Annotated in this window: 11 protein-coding genes; all 11 read right to left on the reverse strand. The window is 48.4% G+C overall.

Features of this window, described 5'->3' with window-relative positions:
- Window positions 1–140: 140 nt before the first annotated feature.
- The 11 genes from QFZ78_RS08545 to QFZ78_RS08595 all read right to left on the reverse strand — a co-directional run bounded on the left by QFZ78_RS08545 (window position 141) and on the right by QFZ78_RS08595 (window position 23,254).
- Entirely contained in the window at window positions 141–3,116 is a 2,976-nt protein-coding gene (locus QFZ78_RS08545) for a glycosyl hydrolase (RefSeq protein WP_307546678.1), read from the reverse strand.
- 60 nt (window positions 3,117–3,176) lie between these two features.
- Window positions 3,177–5,216: a beta-galactosidase gene (locus tag QFZ78_RS08550; RefSeq protein WP_307546680.1), complete on the reverse strand. Its 2,040-nt coding sequence runs from the start codon at window positions 5,214–5,216 to the stop codon at window positions 3,177–3,179.
- Window positions 5,213–8,365 carry a beta-galactosidase, LacZ type gene (gene lacZ / locus QFZ78_RS08555; protein ID WP_307546682.1) on the reverse strand — a complete coding sequence of 1,051 codons (3,153 nt, stop codon included), beginning with the start codon at window positions 8,363–8,365 and terminating at the stop codon, window positions 5,213–5,215. Before lacZ ends, QFZ78_RS08550 begins: the two co-directional genes overlap by 4 nt.
- 24 nt (window positions 8,366–8,389) lie before the next feature.
- Entirely contained in the window at window positions 8,390–10,468 is a 2,079-nt protein-coding gene (locus QFZ78_RS08560; protein WP_307546685.1) for a hypothetical protein, read from the reverse strand.
- Window positions 10,423–13,500: a glycosyl hydrolase 2 galactose-binding domain-containing protein gene (locus QFZ78_RS08565; RefSeq protein WP_307546688.1), complete on the reverse strand. Its 3,078-nt coding sequence runs from the start codon at window positions 13,498–13,500 to the stop codon at window positions 10,423–10,425. The genes QFZ78_RS08560 and QFZ78_RS08565 overlap by 46 nt, the downstream gene beginning before the upstream one ends.
- 43 nt (window positions 13,501–13,543) lie before the next feature.
- Window positions 13,544–15,193, reverse strand: a complete 1,650-nt coding sequence (locus QFZ78_RS08570) for a hypothetical protein (RefSeq protein WP_307546690.1) — start codon at window positions 15,191–15,193, stop codon at window positions 13,544–13,546.
- Between the two features lie 9 nt (window positions 15,194–15,202).
- Window positions 15,203–16,051 (reverse strand): sugar phosphate isomerase/epimerase family protein, encoded by an 849-nt coding sequence (locus tag QFZ78_RS08575; protein ID WP_307546692.1) that lies wholly within the window; start codon window positions 16,049–16,051, stop codon window positions 15,203–15,205.
- Entirely contained in the window at window positions 16,048–17,145 is a 1,098-nt protein-coding gene (locus tag QFZ78_RS08580) for a Gfo/Idh/MocA family protein (protein WP_307546694.1), read from the reverse strand. The genes QFZ78_RS08575 and QFZ78_RS08580 overlap by 4 nt, the downstream gene beginning before the upstream one ends.
- A gap of 813 nt (window positions 17,146–17,958) precedes the next feature.
- On the reverse strand, window positions 17,959–20,319 hold the full coding sequence (locus QFZ78_RS08585; RefSeq protein ID WP_307546696.1) for a glycoside hydrolase family 95 protein: 2,361 nt from the start codon (window positions 20,317–20,319) through the stop codon (window positions 17,959–17,961).
- Window positions 20,320–20,340: 21 nt separating this feature from the next.
- Window positions 20,341–21,825 carry a DUF5605 domain-containing protein gene (locus QFZ78_RS08590; protein ID WP_307546699.1) on the reverse strand — a complete coding sequence of 495 codons (1,485 nt, stop codon included), beginning with the start codon at window positions 21,823–21,825 and terminating at the stop codon, window positions 20,341–20,343.
- Window positions 21,782–23,254 (reverse strand): DUF5060 domain-containing protein, encoded by a 1,473-nt coding sequence (locus QFZ78_RS08595; RefSeq protein WP_307546701.1) that lies wholly within the window; start codon window positions 23,252–23,254, stop codon window positions 21,782–21,784. The genes QFZ78_RS08590 and QFZ78_RS08595 overlap by 44 nt, the downstream gene beginning before the upstream one ends.
- Window positions 23,255–23,271: the final 17 nt, after the last annotated feature.

Here is a 23,271-nt window from a genome sequence, read left to right on the forward strand (position 1 = left end):
AAACCTCCATTTCTGTCTCTTCATTCAATCAGATACGGTACAGTTTGATTTGGTCAAACAAACCGTATGAGCGCAGCTTATATTCCGGCGTGTAATCGTCGCCTTCTTTGCGGAAAGATGCCCAGTTGGTCGTCGACGTATCACCAGCCGTATGATGAAAAAGGGCCGAGCATGTTGCGAGGACTTCCCATGACTTCGATTTCAATCTGGTTAGCTCCATCGTTAAGATGCTCCGTCAAGTCGAGTTGGTTCGCAGCCCGCCAAGGCACGTGCCCCGCTGTTCTGCCGTTTACCCGCACTTCAACTGTTACCGCGGAATACTCACCGAGCTCAAGCACCATCCGGTTCTTCGCATTGTTCTCCACGATAACGTCGAAATGGTAGATCATGCTGCCGCAGTAATGGAAATAACCTTGCAAGCACCAGTCACCGAACTTCAATGTTTCAGGCTCTGCCACAACCGCTCTGTCGGCATCGACCCCGAAATCGCCGATCAGGTAAATATCCTCTACTTCCATGCGGTTATGGTACTTGCAAGATAAAAGCAGCTCATTCGCACCTTCTCTTAGTCCGTGGAGAAGCACCTTATCAAACGTTCGATCGAGAAACCAACCAACAGGTAGGTTCGAAATCATTTCGCCATTAAGCTGAATGTCGTAATATTCCGCGGACTCCACGATGAGATAAACGTCATCCGATGGCATGACCGATACTTGGAATGTGAATCTGAATACTGCCGATGTGCCGTTCTCCGGATGTGGCTCGTCAATCCATTTATACCTTTGCTCAAGCCCGTTGTAATAAACCTGTCTCATGCCCAAGGCGTCCCGGACTGCTCTTTGAGCTTGCCATACGCCAGTTTCTTCCGACCAGCTGTCATCCCCTAACCGATATGAGCAGGTATCAAGGGTCAATACGTTAGGCATCGAGCGCGTGAACCGGCAAACCGGACCAAGCTCCACAACCGTCACGGAAGTTTCATCCGCACTACTCCTACCAAGTACCGGGTGGTTTTCTACAGATTTATTTGCATTCATGATATATAGCTTGGAATCCGCTGGGCCGAACACGTCCTCGAAATGAACGTACCCGTCACGGACGACGATCTCCACGTCCTTCGCTTCTCCTGTCAGAGCATTCCATTCTTCCACACTGCCGGTGCCTTCCATGGTTATGCTTATCCGATGTGTACCCTTTCGATCGTTATTCACGACAAATAATACGCGACAATCGCCTATTTCTCTCAGCATATACAACATTTCGTTCGCTTCTATTGATTGCGTGTTCGTCAAGCTGACTCGCCGAGGCTGTATGCGTTCCAGAGCTGTTACCGTATCTTCAATGTCCACTACGACGGTCATGTTCGCGTGATCGTAAAGTTTGGACAGCAGGTCCGACTGTCTGCCCTCGATCATCGTTGGACGCTGTCCGACGGCAATCACTTTTCCCCCTGCCTCCAGAAAGTCTGACAGCAGCCGAAAGGTGCTGCTCAACATCGTTTGGATGACCGGAATGACTACGATAGGATATTCCACCAGATTCACAGCAAGATTACCCCCGCGTATTTCCCCTGTTTCCGCCAAGATGATCTCATCGCCGAGATCGAAATCGTAATGCGCCCTGAGCAGTTTGCCAAGAAACGCATTAAATTCATGGCCAAACGTATTGGTTGCAGAAACGTCCCTATCCTTCCCTCGAGCAGGGAAACCGTACGGCCCCGTACCGACCATGCTCCAGGCGGTGGAAGAAGGATGCAGGACGAGTACATCGCGGATCGGCCTTCCTTCCGTGAAAACCGACGACAGTCTGGCAAAATAATCTTCCATCACATGGTTGTATTTCCACCAGCTCGTGTTGTAGTTAAACACAGGGGGATAGTCCCTCTTCCGGCACCCTTTGATCGAATAAAGCGCCAAATGCTGCGACCTCAAATTGACACCTAGCACATATTGAAAATCTCCCATCCACTTTTGTCCCTCGAAAGTGAACGCCCAGCCAGTGCATCCATACGTTTCGGAGAGAACGAACTTTCTACCGTATTGGTTCGCTACGCTGGTGCATTGCTTGACCGTGATATATTCGTTCGTCTGCTCGTTTAACATATCGATTCCCGGAAGCTGCTGATACCGGTAGTTAGGCATAACGGCTCCACAAACGCGGGTGGCGGTGCCCATATTATTTTCCCAGAGATAATGTCCGGTGAAGTCGATACCATTTTTCTCGCACCATTCACCAAGCTGCTTGGAATACGACTCGCTGAACCTTTCGGTGAGCGTCCACCAGTAATCATGACGGACTTGTGTTGAATACTCGCCATTGAAGTACATGTAGGGTATGAGATCCAAGAGATCGTATCCCCGTCTTTCTTGAAAAAAGTCAGGAAATGACCAACTCCACGGAAGCCAACCGCGGCCAGCAGTAAACTTGCAGTGGCTGTCGTGTACGCTAGGTTCGTCCGTGAAAACGCCGCGGATGGTATGTCCGAAGTGTTCCCCCACCTCTTGCTTGTAGGCTTCATAAGTGATGTCGATAAAGGCCTGCACCGTCTCCGGATTTAAATTATCAGGCGGCGCTTCATTGTTGAACCAAGCACTTCGCTCGGAAATTTCTACGCGAAAGACCAGCAGCACTTCGTCTTCATTCAACGCGATAAATTTGCCATCATGCAGTTTCTCGCAGCGGACCAAGTTTCTTTCGTCGATGACAGCCTTAAACAGCACCACGCTATCTGTCAAATCGTCCGAACCGATTTCCTGACGTACCTCCATCGTCAAACCTTTGGCGCGGAATGCGTCCCCGCCTCTATCTTGCACAAGTCCGCCAGCAAACCCAGATGGCCAACGGTCCTCGTCGTACAACCACACTTGCATGCCGATCTCTTTGGCTGTTTCCACGGTCTTCCGTGTGTATGCCATCCACTCGCGACCCATGTAAACGGTTTCTAATCCATCGCGGGAATGGATGAAAAATCCGCCCATCCCCTGTTCCTTCATTTGATTCACTTGACGGATAAGCTCGTCTTCTTGCAATTCATCATTCCATGCCCAGAATGGCAAAGACCTATATTCGACCGATGGATGGTCGAATTTTTTGCGTAATTGTTCGCTTACTTCCATCGGCATCCGCCTCCTTCTCTGAAACCAGCTTCCGTACCATAGGCCGCCATCTAAACATTTTTACGCCTGCAGGATCATGATACTCTTTGGTTCAAGCTCGATGTCACCACTGACGTTTTGATCGCGCAGCAGTTCCTTCTGCACGTTCTTCCCTACATTCATTTTTTGAATTTGATCGCTGTGGTTCATCACAAAAGTAAACCGAACTCCGTCTTTCTCGCGCTGCGTAACCTCAACTCCCGGCGGCGCTTCGTACAAAAGGGAAATCCCTTTGCGTTCGCATAAAGCCTTTATCCATTGCTGCATGAATTCCCGACTTGGATCAGTGGCTGCATACCATGCCTCACCATTGCCGAAGCGATGATAGGTCAAGGCCGGCGATCCACTATAAAAATCTCTACCAAATTCTGCGAGCGATTCCGCTCCCTCTAGATGAATAACTTCGCATACTAAACCGCATTCATACGATCCTTGAAGGTGTCCAAGCTCTTGCTTCATGACCATAAGGTTCTTTTGGTCTGGATAAAGAGCGTCAATCTCCTCCACCCAGATGCCCAGAAGCTTACGCAGCTCACCCGGATAACCGCCAGGTGTAACCAGATCATTCTCGTTCGCTATCCCGCTGTAAAACGTGGTCACAAACGTCCCGCCATTCGCAACAAACCGCTCTAACTTTTCGGCATAACCAGGTTTCACCATATACAAAAGTGGGGCCAGCACAAGCTCGTATTGACTTAAGTCCGTATCGACATGAATAAAATCGACTGGGATATGATTCTCGTAAAACGCGTCATAATATTTTTGGATTTGATCCAAATACTTGATATAGGTTGAGGGTCCGCCCCCCAGCTCAACAGCCCACCAATTGTCCCAGTCAAACAGGATGCCGATTCTGCTCTTCACACGAGAGTCCAACAGACGATCACCCAACTGCTGCAATTCCTTGCCGAGCTCCGCACATTCCCTAAAGACTCGCGTGTTCTCGTGACCCGCGTGATCTATGACGGCTCCATGGAATTTCTCATAAGCGCCAAGGGAGCGACGCAGTTGAAAGAACATCACCGACTCCGCACCGCGGGCAACCGCCTGATAGCTCCTGAGCCGCATGACGCCAGGCCTTTTCACAGGATTCACTGTTTTCCAGTTAATCACGCTCGGGCTTTGCTCCATTAACATGAAGGGAGCACCGTCTTTCAAGCCGCGCATGAGGTCGAATCGGAGCGCCATATAGCTTTCCGGTGTATGGTTCTCGGTATAAATGTCCAGTGCCGCAATGTCTAAGTGAGGTGCCCATTTGAAATAATCCAGTGGTTTGTAAGTCCCATTCCCTTGAAAGTTAGTCGTGACAATCGCATCAGGTATTTCCTTTTTAATCGCGTTGTATTCAATGAGATAACAGTCCAGCCAGCTGTCGGAATTAAATCGATAAAAATCGAGTGTGATGCCTTGAAAAGCCGTTTGATCGGAATTTCCGCCCGACAAACCTTCGCTTAACGCGCTGGGGATTACAATTTCATCCCAATCGTAAAACGTATGTCCCCAGAAACGTGTATACCATGCCTGATTCAACTGGTCCAGCGTACCGTAACGCTTCTTCAGCCAAACGCGAAACGCTTTCTCGCAATTGTCGCAATAGCAGCGAATCCCGATTTCGTTGTTTACGTGCCATAGAAGTAAAGCCGGGTGGTTCTTGTACCGTTCAGCTAACTTCCCCGCCATGAGCCCCGCATAACGGCGGAAGGTCGGACTATTTGGACAAGAGTTATGTCTTCTACCGTATTTTCTTTTTTTACCATCGGAGGTAACAGTCAGAATATCTGGATATTTCCTCGCCATCCACGCCGGATGCGCAGCTGTACTCGTACCCATACATACGTGGGCTCCGTTTTTATGCAGCTTATCCATCACTTCATCCAGCCAATCGAATCTGTAAGTCTCCTCATCCGGCTGATTCAAAGACCAAGAAAAGACATTGAGCGTTGCAATATCGATACCAGCAAATTGAAACAGCCGCATATCTTCTTCCCATATTTCCTTCGGGAACTGCTCAGGGTTATAATCACCGCCAAATAAAATTTTCGGAAACTTGCGGCTGATCATAGTTTCACCTCCTGTTTCGAAATCGGTACAGACTGCTCACTGTCTTTCACTTGAAAAGGCCCAGGTTGTTGTTTGCTCAGTTTCATCGGAGACTGATCTCTTGTGGAAAAAGGCTTCAGCCGTAATGAGAACATAGTGTCCACCGGATGAATTAAATACTCATCGAGCGGAGGAGCTTCCCCGCAGCTGTGATTGCCAAGCGGTGCTTGCTGATAATCCATATTGACAATCGTTTCGTTCAGACGAACTAAATCGAAAGTATGCTTCGCTTTGGTCAAATTGTCAGTGGAATAATGACTCACGCTGACATCCAGCATCGGCAAACCGCCAATAAACAGACCAGTTCCCAGAGCGTTCGTTACTGCAGCCCAACGCACATCCGCTTTATTACCGTTTTCCTGCGGCTTAATATACGGGACGAATTGATCCTGTACCGAACCTCTGTAAACGCCGAGACGCCCGCTCTCTTTCCGGTCGATATAACACTCTTGTGGACCTAGGCCAAACCACGAAAATTGATCGAAACCGTCAGGCATAGCCATTTGTAATCCCAACCGCGGCAGCGGGGGAAGTCCTTCCCGTGGTACGAGACGGGTCTGGATGATGACATCACCAGATCCATAGATCGTATAGGTCATCCATGTTGTAAAGCAGTTTCCCAGACCAGCCGCGCCAATCGTCGACTTCACCGTAATTTGCGCAGCGTGCTTTTGGAGCTGAAACGACATATCGTTCACGCGATGATTTAATTGATCAAATCCCGCCTTCTTCCACTCTTTCGACTGTCGGGAGTCGTTATCGATCGTCGCCCGCCAAATTTGAACTTTCGGACCAGCGGATAAAAGAGGTATGCCGTTATATTCAAACGCGGATAGTTCACCGCGAGCTTTGCTCCATTCCATGTTAAAATCGTTTCCATCTACCCGAATCAGTGTTTCTGTTTCGGAAGCATGGAGGCTAGGCATCGACTCCAACTTGATGAATGAAGGGTCAATCGGTTTGGCTGGAATCGGCAGATCGGCCCAAGCAATTTCATGCCCTTGCGGTGCCCATCGCGAAGCTTCCCGCAAAGTAAACCGGATATGGAGCCAGTACTCACCATTTAATTGTCCGAATGTCGTTTTCCAAGGGATAAAGACGGTAGCCTCTCCTCTTGCCGGTACTTCAAGTTCAGGCAGTTCCCCCTGTTCCACAATTTCTCCATCGCACAGAAGCGACCAAGATCCGACAAGATGATCAAGGGAAATAAAGTCATATCGATTTTGGATGTTCACGATTCCGCCCAGTACATCGACTGGCTCTACTTTCACCGGTTCGATTACCTTTTTAAACTCAAGGATCGACGCCTTGATTTTCCTGTCAGGGAATAACAATCCGTCTATACAAAAATGTCCGCTGTTCGGATGATCATTGAAATCACCGCCGTATGCGTACCATTCTTCCCCCGAATCGAGCTTTTGCCTGATTCCGAGATCCGCCCATTCCCAGATCAGGCCGCCAAGCAATCGCGGATATTTGTAAATGGCGTCCCAATATTCCTTCAAATTGCCGACGGAATTACCCATAGCATGAGCGAATTCGCACATTAAGAAAGGCCTAGGATCGGATTTTTCCCCCTCTGAAATCAAAGCTTCCAAGGAGGGATACATGCAGCTAACAATATCGACGACCGGAGCATCCTTAGCTCGTTCATAATGAATAGGTCGTGTGGGATCGGCCAGACGCACCCATTCGGCCATGGTATCATGATTTGGTCCATAGCCTGACTCGTTCCCGAGCGACCAAATGATGATGGAAGGGTGATTTTTATCCCTTTCCACCATCCGTACGGCGCGATCGAGGAACGGCTTATTCCACTTAGGGTCCTCGGCCAAATGGCTTTCGTTGTCGATAAAATGGCAGCCGTGGGTCTCCAAGTCCGCTTCGTCAATCACATACAATCCATAACGGTCGCACAGATCGAGCCATCGCGTATCGTTTGGATAGTGGGAGGAGCGAACTGCGTTCATATTGTGTTGTTTCATCAAGCGTATATCTTCGATCATGGATTCATAGGGAATGGCAAACCCGAATTCAGGATGGAATTCGTTGCGGTTGACCCCCTTCAAAATCACGGTATTGCCGTTGATGAAAAGCTGACCGTCCTGGATGACGATGTATCGAAACCCTACAGACACCCTCCCAACCTCCAGCAAATTCCCCTGATCATCCTCCAGTTTTAACAAGAGAGCGTATAAATTCGGCTCTTCAGCCGACCATTTACGTGGAGCTGAGACGGCAATTTCCAAATCAAGCACGTTCACCTCGTTCGCTCTCAACAGTAGGGAAGCTCTGACGGTTTCTTCGTTAACGGATTGTCGACTTTCGTCCAAAAGCAATATTCGTAATGTATGTTTACCGGAATCTAAGTCCGTATAATTTTTCACGTTAAGCCGAAGCCCGAGCACGGCATCTAAGAGATTTTCACAGAAACGGGTTTGCACCGCAATATCACGGATATGGACTTGAGGGGTAGCTTTGACATAAACGTCTCTGAAGATGCCGCTCAACCGCCACTTGTCCTGATCCTCCAAATAACTGCCGTCGCTCCATTGGTATACCTGCACAGCAACTATGTTTTCTCCCGGATGCAGCAGCGAGGTGACCCGAAATTCCGAATGCATGTGACTACCCTGTCCATACCCCGCGAATTGTCCGTTCACCCATACATGAAAGGCCGAGTCGACTCCTTCGAAAACAAGAAATACTTGCCGGTCATCCCACGAATCGGGAATGATAAAACTTCTGCGGTAGCACCCTACCGGGTTATCGTTCGGTACATAAGGTGGGTCAATTGGAAAAGGATAATAGCTGCTGGAGTAATGCGGACGACCATATCCATGCATCTGCCAATTGCCCGGCACAGGTATCGTATTCCAGTCATCTGATGAGAAGGACGAATCGTAAAAACGTTCAGGAGCCTGGAATGGGCTCTCAGAATAATAAAATTTCCAACTGCCGTTCAATGATTGGAAATAAGGCGACGCAGCCCGTTCGTTGTCGAGTGCTGTTTCTACATCGCCGTACGGAATGAATCCGGCATGCGGAGGCTCCATATTCCGCCCCAGAATCTCAAGATTTTCCCAATCCGGTATGGCTCTATCGTTCACGTGATTGTCCCCCATTCTTCATTATCACTCAGCAGCATCTAGGAATCGCAAGGCATTATGTAGAACAAGCGCTGTCACCCAGGATGGATTCCATTTGTTACTATGTCCCCGGTGATGCCAATGCGTTTGGAAAAAGCCTTCTCCCTGTTCACCAACCACGGTGAAATTCCATTCTCCAGGTTTCGTACATATTCCCTGCCCCAAGGCATCGAACACCATTCGACCTAGACGCTCATATTGCGTTTTGCCAGTTAATCGACCGAAATGCCAAAATTCGTATGTCGGAAAAAACACGTCAAGATGATGGTTTTGCACACTGACTCCTGGCCATCCGGTAGCGGTGAACCCAGCGTTCCTGAACTGTGACCCCCGATCAAACACCGGATTCCACATATAAACATAAGTAAGGAGCCAATCCCCCGATATTTCGGCCCATTCACTGTAGCGCTCATTTTCTGTTAAGACATACAATTCATAAGCAGCCAGGAAGAAGTACATACCAGCTTCCTTATCCTCGCAGTTCGCATCGAGCGTTGAGCATGCAAACGGCCGTTCGAATGTCTTAACATGAAGCTCATAGTAACGCTGCATCATTGTTTCGGCAGCATCCAAATACCGCTTTTCACCTGTAACCCGGTAAGACTTAACAACAGCGATCAGGCAAGGAAGACCAGCTGCTGTAATCCTATCTTCCGTTGAACTGCCATCCAACAGCCATGCTGCCGGATAAATGCCTGACGGTAGGGCACCGGCGAGGAAGAAATCAGTCGATTCGCTAAGAGCCTCCACCCAGTAAGCCGGAACTTCCCTGCCCATATCTCGGAACAAAAGGATGATTTCCGCCAAATCGGCTATGGTTTCCCCGAGAGCACGGCTGGAAACGACAGCCTGCTTATTCCAGTTGAAGCCATCCCATTGTCCCTCCACTAGACGGTAAGAGCTGTGTCTAATACCGGGAACGTTAGTACGGCTTTTGCGCAAATAAAAATCAACGGCCTGTTCGCAATGGGAGATCCGTTCTTCCTGGCCGTGGGTAAACCCTAATTTGGCATCGCACCATGCCAGCTTCAAGCATTGTCCCGTCCACCCGTACATATAGTGCAGCGGACGTTTAGAGACGTTGCCGAACTCATTTGAATCGGAAAATTTCACATAGCCAGCGGCCCCATTTTCGCCAGTTCTCCATCTATCGTCCAGAGCGTTCTTCTTCAGTCGGATCATCTCTTCGAGTGCGAGCGGTTTTGCCCCTACCGGTGCAAACAGCTCCATGCCTTTGCGAACAATTTCGCGGAAGCCCTGCCCGGGATGATCAACAACTCCCCAATCCAAAGCGTATTGTTTGGTTAATGAAAAACCGGGTGTGATGTCCACATAACCATTGTTATAAGGTCCCGTTTTGTTTTTACCCACATAATACATATCCTTCTCGCCATTAAACATCAAGACTCCGCTCATCGCTGCCAGCATAATTCGGTCTTCCTCTTGGATCGCTCCAAGCGAGCCGTAGTGCACGACTCCATCCGCTGATTCCATGTACGCAGGCACCGAAAACAAGGAGATGAAGCGAGCCTCGGCAGCTTCCGTCCACTCCACATTCACACAGGGGATCGGTAATCGGTGTTCTTCACAAATAAATCCTTTGTCAGGACCTAGCCCAAGTCGAGGAACAACCCGGCTCGGATCAGCGGAAGGATTGTTATTGTAGATCATGTGGGGAATCGTAATTATTTCCTTGCTCCACCTTGGCAGTACGAATAGGAATCCCGCAGCGACATCATGCAGCGTGCGGTCCGTCTGATTTTCCCAAGTCGCGTTTATTTTTAATAAATGATGCTCGTCGAAGGCAAGCTCCATTGTGAAGGTTAACGCTTCCATTTTCCCGCATATTCGTATCAAATCCGACTCGGAGATGATCTGTACATCCTCTAACCACACAAAATCTGAACGCCACGGTCTTCCGAAGGAACAGATGAGCATCTCATCTAAATGTCCCGTGAAATGAGGGGATTGCTCGCCATTGCTTCGCAGAGTGAGCTGTATTCCTTTACTAGTGCCCGCTATTTCTGCCCGTTTTTGCTTATCTCGGCTAATAATGGCGTACAATTCTCATCCACTCCTCTCTCCTTTAATAAGGAAATTAAGAATCGGTCCAGCGTTGGATTGAATCCCACTCTACCCGATAATGGTAAGCATACGAAGTAGACTTGCCCTTCTCCGAGCCGTTTCACTCCCACGACAGGCAGCTTTGGTTTGCCATCGGGCTCGCCTTGAGGGTGGTATGCGAACACAATAGGTTCGATCCCTTCTCCTTGCAGGTAACAATTGGTTATCCCATCTATCCTATCGTTCGTCAAATGATAAAAATAGGAGAAATCGTCCGCTTTCATCCACTGCAAGTGCGGGTCATCGGTTTGAACGGCTAAGGTATACATCCCACGTAATTTGACTGTTCGGACCGTCGTATTCTCGATATCCCAAGTGTCACTTTCTGGGCCCCGTAGAATCATAACGGCTACCGCACCGTTACGGACTTTCTCGAGAATGGATACTTGATGGCGATCAAATACTTCCTTAGAAGAAACGACAAGCGTGCCCTCTTTTTGTGTATCTCCGTCATAAGATTGACCTTCTATGTTTAGCAAGGAGCAGAGGAGTTCTGATTCCGTATCTAGAAAAGTGATCTTCTGCGATTTCGGATGTCTCATTTTCGCAAATGCCTCGAAAGAAAATCTTTCCTTATTTATCAATTCCCCGTTTTCATCCAATAAGCAGGCATCCATGTACAAGGTCTGTCTATCTATAATCGATGGAACCGAAAAGCTGATCGTGCCTGCATATCGGGACGTCGCCTTAAGAACAGTGCCTGTCATTTCATAATTGCCGTAATCCCGGTTATCATCCCGAAGCGTAGCGACGACACGGCACCGGTCATATTCCTTCGCCGTATCGTTCAAGAGCCAGGCTTCTATTTCAAGTGTTTCCCCTTCATACACCTTCCACCTGTCGCTTCTTAGATGGATGCGTACCGGTTCCAGACATTCCTTATACGTGAAGTACGCCGGTTTCGGAATCCTGTCAACACCAACGAGAGCTTTCATCCAGCCGGCTGGCCATGCATCAATGAGCAGGTGAATGGCGGTGGAAACCACCAAATCAGCCCTCCTTCGCCATGCATCTGTCATCAGCTTCGTCGCCAAACATTGGTGCCTCTGGCTCGCCTCGACCCACTCGCGAATCGTATGCTGTTCGGCATACCAATCCCCATGCAAACCGTAGGTTTGAGCGCCTTTAATTTGGTTTGGCAGCCAATGCTCCTTCTCAGAAGAGGGAAGCCATTCTTTCGGATAACGGTTCATCATCAACTGGACATTATCCAAACCTTCCGTGCCATATTCCCCGCATCCCGCCTTCCATCCCGTCCTAATCGAGGGAAGAAAACCTTTATACATTTTACCTACAGAGATCGTATTGTTCGTATACCACATGTTATAACAATGAAAATCGGGCAGTCCTTCGTGGGTAGGAGGATTGTAATCCCCGTCCGCGTTTTTGACTACACGATCCGGATTTTCAATGAAAATCGCCTGTCTGGCGGCAACGAAGAAGGCTTCCAGTTCGTTACGATGCAAATGGCGGTGGCCTTTTCGCCTCTTTTCAGTACGTGAAGGCTCATTAATCAGCGATACCATGACCGAAGACGGGTGACTGCGGATCAGTCTCTCCATCTCCGCCGCCTGCCGGACCCCCTCAACAAATTGGTTGCGGCGGATAAATCCGAACGTTGGAAGATCGCATTGATGCATCATGCCGAGCATATCGAAATAGTCATATATTTCTTCCTGAACAGGACGCTGTGTGATGCGGTAAAAGTTCATATGAGCAAGTTTCGCGATCAGAATATCGTCAATTAACTGCTCGAAATCGTTGTTCATAACACATTGCTGCAAATGCCCCATTTCATTGGCGCCTCTTAAAATAATCGGTTGGTTATTGAGATACAATGTACCTTTCGGGCTGTCCTTTTCATCCATATGAAATTTTCGCATGCCGAAGGTGCGGTCTTGGGTATCCAAATATTCTGTCTTGTTTTTCACTTGAGCGCGAGCTATATATAAAAAAGGAGTTTCCGGCTCCCACATCCGGAAAGACGGGAAATCCACCTTGTAGCGGTAATAATTGAGACCCGGACCGGCGTAGGCCGCTTGAAACGAGATGGGTCCGATTCCCTGACCGGTGAAGTTTTTCGGCATGATATCAAGAATCAATTCGAAGTTTTCCTTCAGATTATTCGTCGTATTAACCACATCAATCCATACTTCTACGAAGCCGTCATCGATATTCGGCCGCACAAAAATATCTTGAATAAACAACGTAGACCGCTCTTCCAAATAGACTGAATTGTATATGCCGGCACCTGGTGGACAGTGGCTCCAGCCGCTGTATGCATCGTCCCATCCCGGGCCAGTCGCCGCGTACATTTTATCTCCATCCAGCTTCGTACCGCCTACCCCCATCATCGGATAATCGTTATACACTTCAACGACCAGCGTGTTGAGGTCCTGCAGCAAATCAGTTACGTCAAATTCAAAAGGAGCAAAGAACCCCTCATGGCTGCCAATGCACTTGCGATTGAGGTATACCGTCGCTTTATAGTCAACCCCTTTAAATACGAGGTAGACTCTCTTTCCTTCGGGAACGGGAGCATAGGGAAATTCACTTCGGTAAAATCCAGTCCATTTGCCGTTTTCTCCCGTCGGTCCGCGGAAATCAGGAACCATTACTGATTCCCAATCCCCTGCTCCTTCCAACACATTCGTAAAGTTGGCGTCCTCAGACGATTGATACCGAAATTGAAACTCCTTACATGCCTGTCGGTTACGGCGCATTGTAGAGGAGGAAGCCAAATTTCTCATAAACGGGCTGTACTTCTCACGCAGCAGCTTCAACTCTTCATGGAAAAATGCGATTTGTTCCTCGTAGGTGTAAAGAGATACGTTCGTCGCTTTTTCCGATCCCGGCGTGAAATATTTTTTTTCATAAGCTACAGGAGGAATCTCCCGCAATTCGTCTTTATTTCCGGGATGTTCGCGGAAGGCAATCTCCGCAAACGGATCCTGATGTTTGATTTGCTCCAAACTTATCTCCCCCTCTACCGAAACCGTACCGCTTGGATTCGATTCATACAGCTGCGATCTCAAAATCGAGTGTATACCCGTCCCTGTCCTTTGGGTACATCCTTACTTCTGTCGTGCCAAAACGCTGCGTCCAGCAGCGTTCCTCCCCCAAAAAGGGTTCAACGATTTCTTTCACGCGTTCATCCAAAAAATCGTTCGTGACGATCCACTTTCCAAAGCCCATTTTTCCACTCTTCCTTAGCTTTTCCGAACAATCAGGAGGGAGCAGCCATTCTGCGATCACGACGACTCCCCCATCTTCTGCCCTTTTAATGACAGCAAACAGTGTTTCGGCGGAAAGAGACGACCCTCCAACCATAATCAATTTCGGTCGGCCCAGCTGTTCTGCGCTGACTTGATTGTCAAAAGCAAGGACATTTTGAACCGGATAAAATAACGGGTGCACCCTTCTTCCATCACTTGAAACATACCCTTGTTCTAACGGAAATTGTTCGTAAGCTACGTCTCTTTTCAATTCGTGTCTTGGAAAGTCGTAGCCTGGGATATGCATGCAGCTGCCGTGAGCAGGTATCGTTCCTCGGCTAAGCAAATGCCAGATGTGAAACACGCTTTGGGAACCGCCCAAATCAACCAGTGTCCTATTGCCGAACAACCTTTCATTTTGTCCGTAATTACCGTCATCCGAATGAATGATTGCGATATCTGGATTCGCCTGCGAATGGTGCCAGGTCAACGCATGGTCAGGGATAAATTTACGGACGAACTCTTTCCATACTTCACCGAATTCAGTTGTTTCAAATCCGGTAGAGGTATGTCTGAAGAGGACATCGATATTTTCCACGAACAGATGGGACGGTCCCATCAAGTAGCCCATTTTCAAAGCAGACTCAAATTCTTGCGGAGAGTGGCCGGGAAATCCTTGAAAACGGGTGAACCACCTTCCCGTATCCGGACCCCATAAATCGGCGCAAATCCAAAGCGATCTATCATATTGTTTGGCCGCTCCTAATGCGGTGGATAGCTGCAAGGATTGAAAAGATTCCTTCATAATTTTGGGACAGATGTCCATTCCCGCTCTGGCAAACGTGTGGAACATGGTAGGAAACACATGCTCCGCAATTAATGGCATGGTTGTGCGGGGTGATCCGGCTTGCTCCACAACGCTCTGTACATGCTGGACATGGGATTGAACCGACTGCTCAACTTTGGCGCGCGACTCTTCTAATTTCCTATCATCGGTGCTGCCCCAATGTGGGAACCACCCGTCATGCCGATACTGTCCTGCGTTAATTTGCAGATGCTCCGGTTCATCGTACAGCAGTCCGATACACCGACCCGAGCGCGCTGCTTGCATGATCGTCTCATCGGGCACGTCGTACCGGTTCGTTCCTTCCGTCCAGGGCCCGTTTATATTTCCGTATTCGTTGCCGAGGCAAATGTCTAATCCCGCTTCCGCGATATCTGCCAAGAGCTCTGAATACCCTTTCATTTCTGGAATCACGTGATGAACATAAAAGTCCGCTTTCAACTCGTGCAAGGCGTGTAGAAATTCTTCAGGCTCAGGCTTTCGGTCTTGAGATGGACAAATACTTCCCGTTCCCGTCCGCATAATAAGCTCTGAAGCTTCGCCTGCCCATGAGTCCTGCCATGCGACGACAGGACCCTGTATACCCAATCTCGGTTTATGCGTCATAGAAATCCTTCACATCCTAACTGCACTTTCAAAGGATTTTCGGATCAAATCCAAACATTCCGCTACTTCTTCCGGCTTTGCATGCTCCAGAATCAACGGAACATCCGGCAATCGACTGGCGAGCAGCGCTGCATACACGCTCCAATCCGCCTGTCCCGCCCCAACCCGAGGTGTTGTAAATCCTCCGTCTCCGTAAAGTGCGTCTTTGGCATGCGCAATCGGAGAATAAGGGGCAATGCAGTCGAATATGTTTGCCATAGCCTCTTCCTGTCGGCTCAAATCTTCTTGCGTCAAATAATTGAAAGGATCCATAATGAGCGCCAACCCTTCGGTTCCGAGCTGTTCCATCAAGCGGACACCCTGTTCCGGAGTCGCCAGCACATTGAGCGCGAATCCTTCGATCAACAATACGGCACTGTTCTTCACAGCCCGGTTCCGCAAACGGTCAACCATTTTCAACAGCTCATCCCATGCTTCAGGGGTCCGGTTTCCTTCAAAATCGCGCCAAGCGTTGGTAGGGTGTAGGCTTCCTGTTTCTGTCGCGATATACCGTGTACCGTAAGCTGAACATAGGTCGATCATCTTCTCGAGCTGTTTTAATTTGTCTTCCCTTTTCTGTAGGTTAGGGTTCAGCAAATTGGTGTATCCCGACAAGCCTACGACGGAAATCCCTTTATTCTCAAAGATGGTACGGATTTTTTCAGCACGAGTCAGAGAAAACGGCTCATCGTCCATCACCTGCATAGCTTGCTTCGGGTCGATCTGCACATAAGCTAACCCGTGTTTGCTCGCGTCTTCGGCGATTGCTTCCGCGCTCCAGCCAAGATATATGTAACTCATAATACCGAGTTTGTTCATGATTGATCGCTTCCTTTCAACACATCCGTTCTTTCCACCACGCATCCTTCTTGACTGGAAATAACCATTGCAGTCGTCATGGCCACGGTCTGTATGTTATCTTCCGGAGTGACTGGCGGGCGCTTGCCGTCCTCCATGGCAGTCATGAATGCGATCATGGAGCCTGCAAAGGCGTCAGGGAACCAAGTTCCTTTCAGCTTGATCTCGTGCACGACGTTTTTATGCTTGTTCAGCGCCATATAGAGAGTTTCTTGCGTACACCAGAGGCTACCTTCCGTCCCGTCAATCCACCATGTGTTGCTGTGGGAACGGCTTGCTTTTGCAATATTGTTAAAATGAAGCGAAGCCATGAGCGGGTTTCGTCCGCCTTTCGGACCAAACTCGACGTTAGCCGAATAGATCAGCGGGTCAATCGCGTTCTGCTGCTTCAACTGCGCTGTCGTGCAGTGAACCCGGGACCACTCTTCTTCGGGATTAGGATTAAAATATCGGCACAAATCCACATAGTGGACTCCGTGATCGACAATATTGAAATTGTTCATTTTCGTCCACCACCAGCCAGCTTGGTCTTGGAAGGAACGCATATCATGGTGAATGCTGTATACCTCACCTATGAGATCCTGCTCAAGTACCATCTTCAGCGCTTTGTGAGCTGGAGCCCAGCGAGCCTGTTGGTTCACGCCAAGCACGATACCTAACCGATTCGCCTCTTGTCTAAGCACCTGAGCATGCTCCAAATCCAGCGCTAACGGCTTTTGGCATAATACCGGCCGAGGTGCCTTGCCAATCAGTTTCAGCACTTCCAGTCTCGGTTCAGGATGGATCGCCAAATCTATAATGCCTACTTCATCATTTTCCAATAGTTCATTGACATTGGTCGTCCAGAACGGAATATCAAATTTTTGCGCTGTTGCGCGAGCCGCTTCCTCATTGACGTCGCAGACAGCCGCAATATGCAATCCATATTTACGATAGGCGGGTAAATGCGCCGTATTCGCAATGCTCCCGCAGCCGATCAAGCCGATTCCGTATTTCTTTAAGTCCGGTATATTTTGCTTTCTTGGCAAATAATTCTCAGGTCTAATAAATTCCATGGTATCACCTCTTAATTACTACATTACATCACAACGAAAAAACATTTATAGGCTGTTCATGCTTTTTTTAGGGATCATTCGACCACAATGATTGAATCATTTTGATGGTGTAATGTGTGCCTTTGGACACAGGGTTCAGGAGCCTTGTCTTTATCTATTCCAAAGATAGACAATTTTCAAAGTAGCAGTAGCTTTCAGCTTTGTGCTATAATATTTCAATAGATATACGGTTGTGAAACACACGCCGCTGCTCAGTTTCAGGTTATCCTGACTGGGGAGCGGCTTTATTTTTTCCTAAGGAGGTATGGTGGCCCGCCTTCTCAAACTTTGACAATCTGGTACCTGAGTATGAAATCCAGGACTTTCGCGACGGCACACGATTTATCGACTTTGCGTTCATTCGTGGGTACGTCCGGTTGGCAATCGTAATCGACGGCTACGGTGCACGCGGTAAGCAACGAATGTACGTCTATCTCTTATCACATTCCATAACAGCAGAATTTGCTGACCTGTGACGTAATGATGAAAAGTATCGTTACAGCACAGAAACGAAGATTGAGATCCCTTGCAACAATGTAAAACATCGTTACATCAATCTTTTATGTACCGTCATACTCCCAATCCCACTCATAACGATGTAAAACATCGTTGCAGGAATCGCAATGCTACCTCAACTTGAATCTAACGATGAAAAACATCATTGCAGCAAAAGTGGCTGTGCAAAAAGTCGCCGAGGATGACTGAGGATAGGCTGTACGACGACAAACAAGGCCACCGATAACGGTGGCCTTGTACATGATCCTATTTCCAACGCTATATGTTGGTTACCATCTTCGCTTCTTCAAGCTGAGTCTGCTTCCTTGCTGTGAGCACGTACGTCTTACCCTCAACAGCGTCGAACTTGGTCAAATACTCCGAAGTAATGGTTTCAACCGGTTTCCCATCTGTTTCCACAATAAGAGCCGATTGCGGGCGTCTGCATGTTACGGTGCATAATTGGCTTTTCGTCGCTTTTATGACACAGTGGGTAAGCTCGCCCTTCTCCCATTCCATCTCGATCTCGAAACCGCCACGAGCGCGAAAACCGCTGATTCTACCGCGCTGCCAAGCCTTCGGCAAGGCCGGAAGCAGCGCAATCTCCCCACGGTGCGATTGCAGGAGCATCTCAGCAATTCCCGCAGTTCCGCCGAAATTTCCGTCAATCTGAAACGGTGGATGATTGTCGAACAAATTCGGTAATGTCGAGAGGGAAAGCAGCAAGCGAAGATGTTCATAAGATTGTTCCCCATCTTCCAAGCGAGCAAAAAAATTAATGATCCACGCTCGGCTCCATCCCGTTTGGCCGCCCCCGTTCTCCAACCGGCGTTCCAGCGTACGTTTAGCCGCTTGCGCCCATTCCGGTGTATGCCTCACATGAATGATTTCTCCAGGATGGAGCGCGAACAAGTGGGAGATGTGGCGGTGACCAGGATGTACTTCGTTCCAATCCTCCACCCATTCCTGCAGCTGCCCGTGTTTGCCAATTTGCGGTTGCGGCAGCTTGCGAAGTGTAGTTTCCCATTTCTCCCGTATTGTTTCATCCGTTTGAAGAATGTTGGAAGCCTCCATACAAGCGCTGAACAATGTATAGATGATTTGAGTATCCATGGAAGGACCTATAGTCAGACAACCCACGCTTCCGTCGGGACCGATGAATTTATTTTCGGGAGAGGTAGAGGGGCCCGTAACGAGACGTCCCTTTTCGTCTTCAAATAAGTAATCCAGGAAAAATTCGGACGCTTCCTTCATCACAGGGTACGCCCGTTCACGAAGAAATTGGTCATCCAAGCCGAACCGGTAGTGTTCCCAGAGATGAAGAGACAACCAAGCGGCACCCATCGGCCAAATCGAACCTGGTATATGATTCCCTTCAATTTGAGTTGATCCCCACATGTCGGTATTATGATGAGCGACGAACCCTCCGCAGCCGTACACTTTTTGTGCTGTTTTCCTGCCATGAGGACGCATGCGATCGATCAAATCGAACAAAGGTTCATGACATTCGGACAAATTACAAATTTCCGCAGGCCAGTAATTCATCTCCGTGTTAATATTAATCGTATATTTGGACTCCCACGGCGGAGTAAAGCTTTCGTTCCAAATGCCCTGCAAATTCGCAGGATTTGAACCAGGGCGGGAACTGGCCATTAGCAAATAACGCCCATATTGGAAAAACAGCGAAATAAGCCCGGGATCTTCCCCGCCTTCTTTGTATCGTTGCAACCTAGCATCGGTAGGTAGTATTTCAGTTTCACCGGCATCTTTGGGACTGCCCAGCTCCAGCTTTACACGCCCAAATTTAGAGGCATGATCCGATACGTGATCCTTCTTAACCCGCTCATATCCCTTGCTTGCTGCATGAACCAGCTGTTGAATGCACTCGGCTTGAGGATCCTCATGTCGAAATGTGGTTGCAGCCGAAAGATAAATGGTAACAGCTTCCGCCTGATGAACCGTGAGGAAATCACCGATTGCATCCACCGTTCCACCTTCTGGAATAGCTTTCACTGCCGTGCAGTACGTCACACCATCTTTTCCGTTTTCTCCGCTCATCATCAAAGTATCATGGGCTATCCTTTGCGTACCTTCGTCAAAGGGTCTACGGCTCAAATGCATCCTGAGATTCAATGTTGCAGGCCGATTGCACGTGATCCTGATAACCATCACCTGATCGACCGCACTACTGAACAATTCCCTTACATGGAGAACGTCGTTTAGGCAATAGCTGACATGGGCGATACCCTGCTCAATGTCCAAATCCCTGTAATAATTGGAAATCATCTTTTTTTCCCCGTCGTGGTAGAAATGCAAATCACCCAACGGTTGATAAGGACGCATGGATTTGGGATTGGACATTAACCCCATTTGCGCCAGCTCTTCTGCCTCAATTTGTTTCCCTTTACTTAATAAACGCCTTACTTCCGGAAAATATCGCCGACCATCCGGATTGTCTCCGTTCACCGGTCCGCCGTACCAAACCGAGTCTTCGTTCAATTGCAGGCGTTCTTGATTTACTTTTCCGAATATCATCGCACCCAGACGTCCGTTGCCGATCGGCAATGCCTCATTCCACGTTTTTGCCGGTTTTTCATACCATAACTTTGTACTTCCAGTTGATTTCCGCAAATGTTCCAATGACATCTCTCCCTGATTAAGCTATTTTTTAGACGAATCAGTCATTTTTCGAATTCTCAAAGCGTAATAAAGCTTCCCAGGCAAATCGATTCGGAATCGTCCTTCATACGACCCAGTTAGTGGCGTGATGGTCATGTTCCATGTATCGATCAGATCTACTTCATATTTACCATCAGGCAGCGAAAATTCGCGGAATGCAAAACGATGAGGGCCAAAGTACTGCAAATAATATTCGCCCCTTACCTCCAACGTGGCGGCATCAAGCCGATCGCTGCTGTATGTCATTTGACCAGGCGCATCTTGAAGAATACCACGCATAAAATCGATTCTCCGAACGCTTCGTCCATGAAGTTCCCCTCCATGCGACCACCAAAGCACTTGCTCTGCATTCAAATACGATTCTCCATGAGTTACATAGCCCCCGCGGCAATTTCCTTCCCAAATCCGGCAAACTAACTCTTCAGGTGTCAAACTTCCCCAGCGAGTATCGAGATTACCCTCGTACCCACACTCGTCAATAATGACCGGTTTTCCGTATTGTTTGGTGGCTTCCGATGCAACTCTCACGTCGTTATGTTGGATACTCGCATGCGTCACCCATGGAACGCCAAAATCATACCATGTTCGACAATTATGGATCGAGCGCAAGTGTCCGCCATAATCGTATTCCTGAACAATACGAAACAAGCGCGTCCAATCCTCGGTCTTTTTATGCTTCATTAAGTCGTATTCATTGGCAAGCGACCACCACACGTTGCGGTAAGCGCCGAGACGTGCGATCACATAGCGTAGGTAATGCTCATCCTCATCGGGTGACATCTCATCGAAGCCCCACCGTCCTTCGTCATACGGATGAAACAGTATAAGATCCGCCTCTATGCCCAAATCTGCCAAATCCTTTACCCTTCGTTCTAAATGGGCAAAATATTCCGGGCAAAAGCGGGAGAAATCGAAACCTTGTTCCGGCGAACCTTCAAAAGGATAGGCATCCGGCTCAGCGTTATTAAACACGTAACTTTTTGGGAAAACACACATGCGGATTTTGTTAAATGGCGATTGCTGCAGAGTACGCAGCGTTTGCTCTTGAAGTTGTTCGCTTTGCAGATGCCATACATAACAAGTCGTGCCAACCGGGATAAACCGTGTACCATCCGCATATTGAAAATGAACAGCATTCTTTACTTGGACGGGTCCATGATTGCCGTCCTCAGAAATTGTGCAGGTAAACTCTCCCACAATCCCGTTCAGATCCGAGCAATTGCTTGACGTTGTAAAAGCCCAAACGCCTTCTTCCTTCGGCATAAACCGTATGCGGTATTTCCCATTCCCATCGTAAAATCCATCCGCTTCAGCATAGAGTAAACCCTTCTTGAATTGAGCGCCAAGCTGTATATCATTAAACGGGTTCCCTTCGGAGGGACCTTCCAAGGTCAACTCAAACACTCCCCAGCGTTCCACTTCCTTAGTTAACTTCAGACTGATCTCCTCCTGCCGAGTTTGCTTCACTTACCTTCAATATGCGTAAAGCGATATTCGATTTCCCTGGAAGGTCAACCCTGCTTCTTCCGCGAAACGTGCCTTTAACCGGTGTAATGGTCATTTTCCAAGTATCGATGATCTCGATGTGATAGGAAGCATTTTCAGGTAATTCAACGTTTTTATAAGCATGCTGATGATGACCGAAATACAAGAGCCCATAAGTTCCTAGTTGCCATGCCTTCATCCAATCAGCTGGACCCTCTTCCATGATTTTTCGCAAAAAAGCGATTCTCTCCGTACTTTCTCCGTACAGTTTACCCCCGGAGGATATCCATGCCCTTGTCTCCCGCTCGATGAATGATTCACCATGCCCGACAAACCCGCCTCGGCATATGGCTTCCCAAAATCGGTGGGTCATTTCCTCTCCGGAAATATTGCCCCAACGTCGAGAGCTATTGCCTTCATAGGATATTTCGTCAATGACGATCGGTTTCGGAGTCGCTTCCCGCCAGCTTGTCGTAAGCTCCGCATCCCAATGTTGGATGCTTTGATGAGTAATCCAAGGCTTGGAATAATCGTACAGCCAAGAGGATTTATACATCTTTGTGCCGTTATGGATCGAACGAAGATGTTGATAAGGGTCGCGATGCTGCACGAATTGGATAAGTCGATCCCAGTCGTCCACCGTTTTAAATTTATTAAAGTCGTATTCATTGCATAGAGACCACCAGACGTTGCGGTAAGCGGATAAGCGCGCAATCACGTAACGCAAGTAAAAAAGATCAGCTTCCGCATCCATGTTATCGACACCCCAATACCCCTTATCGTACGGGTGGAATAAGACGAGATCGGCTTCTATGCCAAGCTGCATCAAATCGTCGATCCGCTTTTCCAAATGGGCAAAAAAATCGGTATTGAATTGCGTTTTGTCAATATCTTCCGGATTTGTTCCTACGAAAAGCAACCGCAAAGGGGGACGCATATCCTGCGTAGGCAAAAGACACATCCTTACTTTATTGAAAGGAGACCCTTTCAACGTTTGTAAAGTAAGCTCCTCCAGCTGTTCATTGTAGTGAGTCCAGTGATAGCACGTAGTGCCGAACGGCATATAAGGCGTACCATCCTCATAAGCGAACAAATACTGATCCTTTACCCTTACGGGACCGTGGTTCCCGGAAGATGGCTCCACACATACGAACTCGCCGGAATGACCATCTAATTCACTTCTGTTGCTTCGGGTAACATAGCGCCAAACGCCAGTTCGATCAGGCATGAAGCGGATCCGGTACGTTCCGTCTCCGTCGTAAAAGCCTTCTGGCTCAACAATGAGGTTCTTGTATTGAAATCGGGCGGATAGCTGAACTTCTTGAAACGGATTTCCTCCAGAAGGTCCCTTTAACATAAGCTCGAACCGTTCCCATTTATCCACTTCTCGCCCATTCTGTTGAATGCCCATCGGTTCGTTATCCCCCT

Source organism: Paenibacillus sp. V4I5 (assembly GCF_030817255.1).
Classification (GTDB): domain Bacteria; phylum Bacillota; class Bacilli; order Paenibacillales; family NBRC-103111; genus Paenibacillus_E.

What these genes read in the sequence shown, in the direction of transcription:
- QFZ78_RS08580 (WP_307546694.1), bottom strand. Translation starts at nt 17,145, where the DNA reads ATGGAATTTATTAGACCTGAGAATTATTTGCCAAGAAAGCAAAATATA.
- QFZ78_RS08595 (WP_307546701.1), bottom strand. Translation starts at nt 23,254, where the DNA reads ATGGGCATTCAACAGAATGGGCGAGAAGTGGATAAATGGGAACGGTTC.
- QFZ78_RS08575 (WP_307546692.1), bottom strand. Translation starts at nt 16,051, where the DNA reads ATGAACAAACTCGGTATTATGAGTTACATATATCTTGGCTGGAGCGCG.
- QFZ78_RS08545 (WP_307546678.1), bottom strand. Translation starts at nt 3,116, where the DNA reads ATGGAAGTAAGCGAACAATTACGCAAAAAATTCGACCATCCATCGGTC.
- QFZ78_RS08550 (WP_307546680.1), bottom strand. Translation starts at nt 5,216, where the DNA reads ATGATCAGCCGCAAGTTTCCGAAAATTTTATTTGGCGGTGATTATAAC.
- QFZ78_RS08570 (WP_307546690.1), bottom strand. Translation starts at nt 15,193, where the DNA reads ATGACGCATAAACCGAGATTGGGTATACAGGGTCCTGTCGTCGCATGG.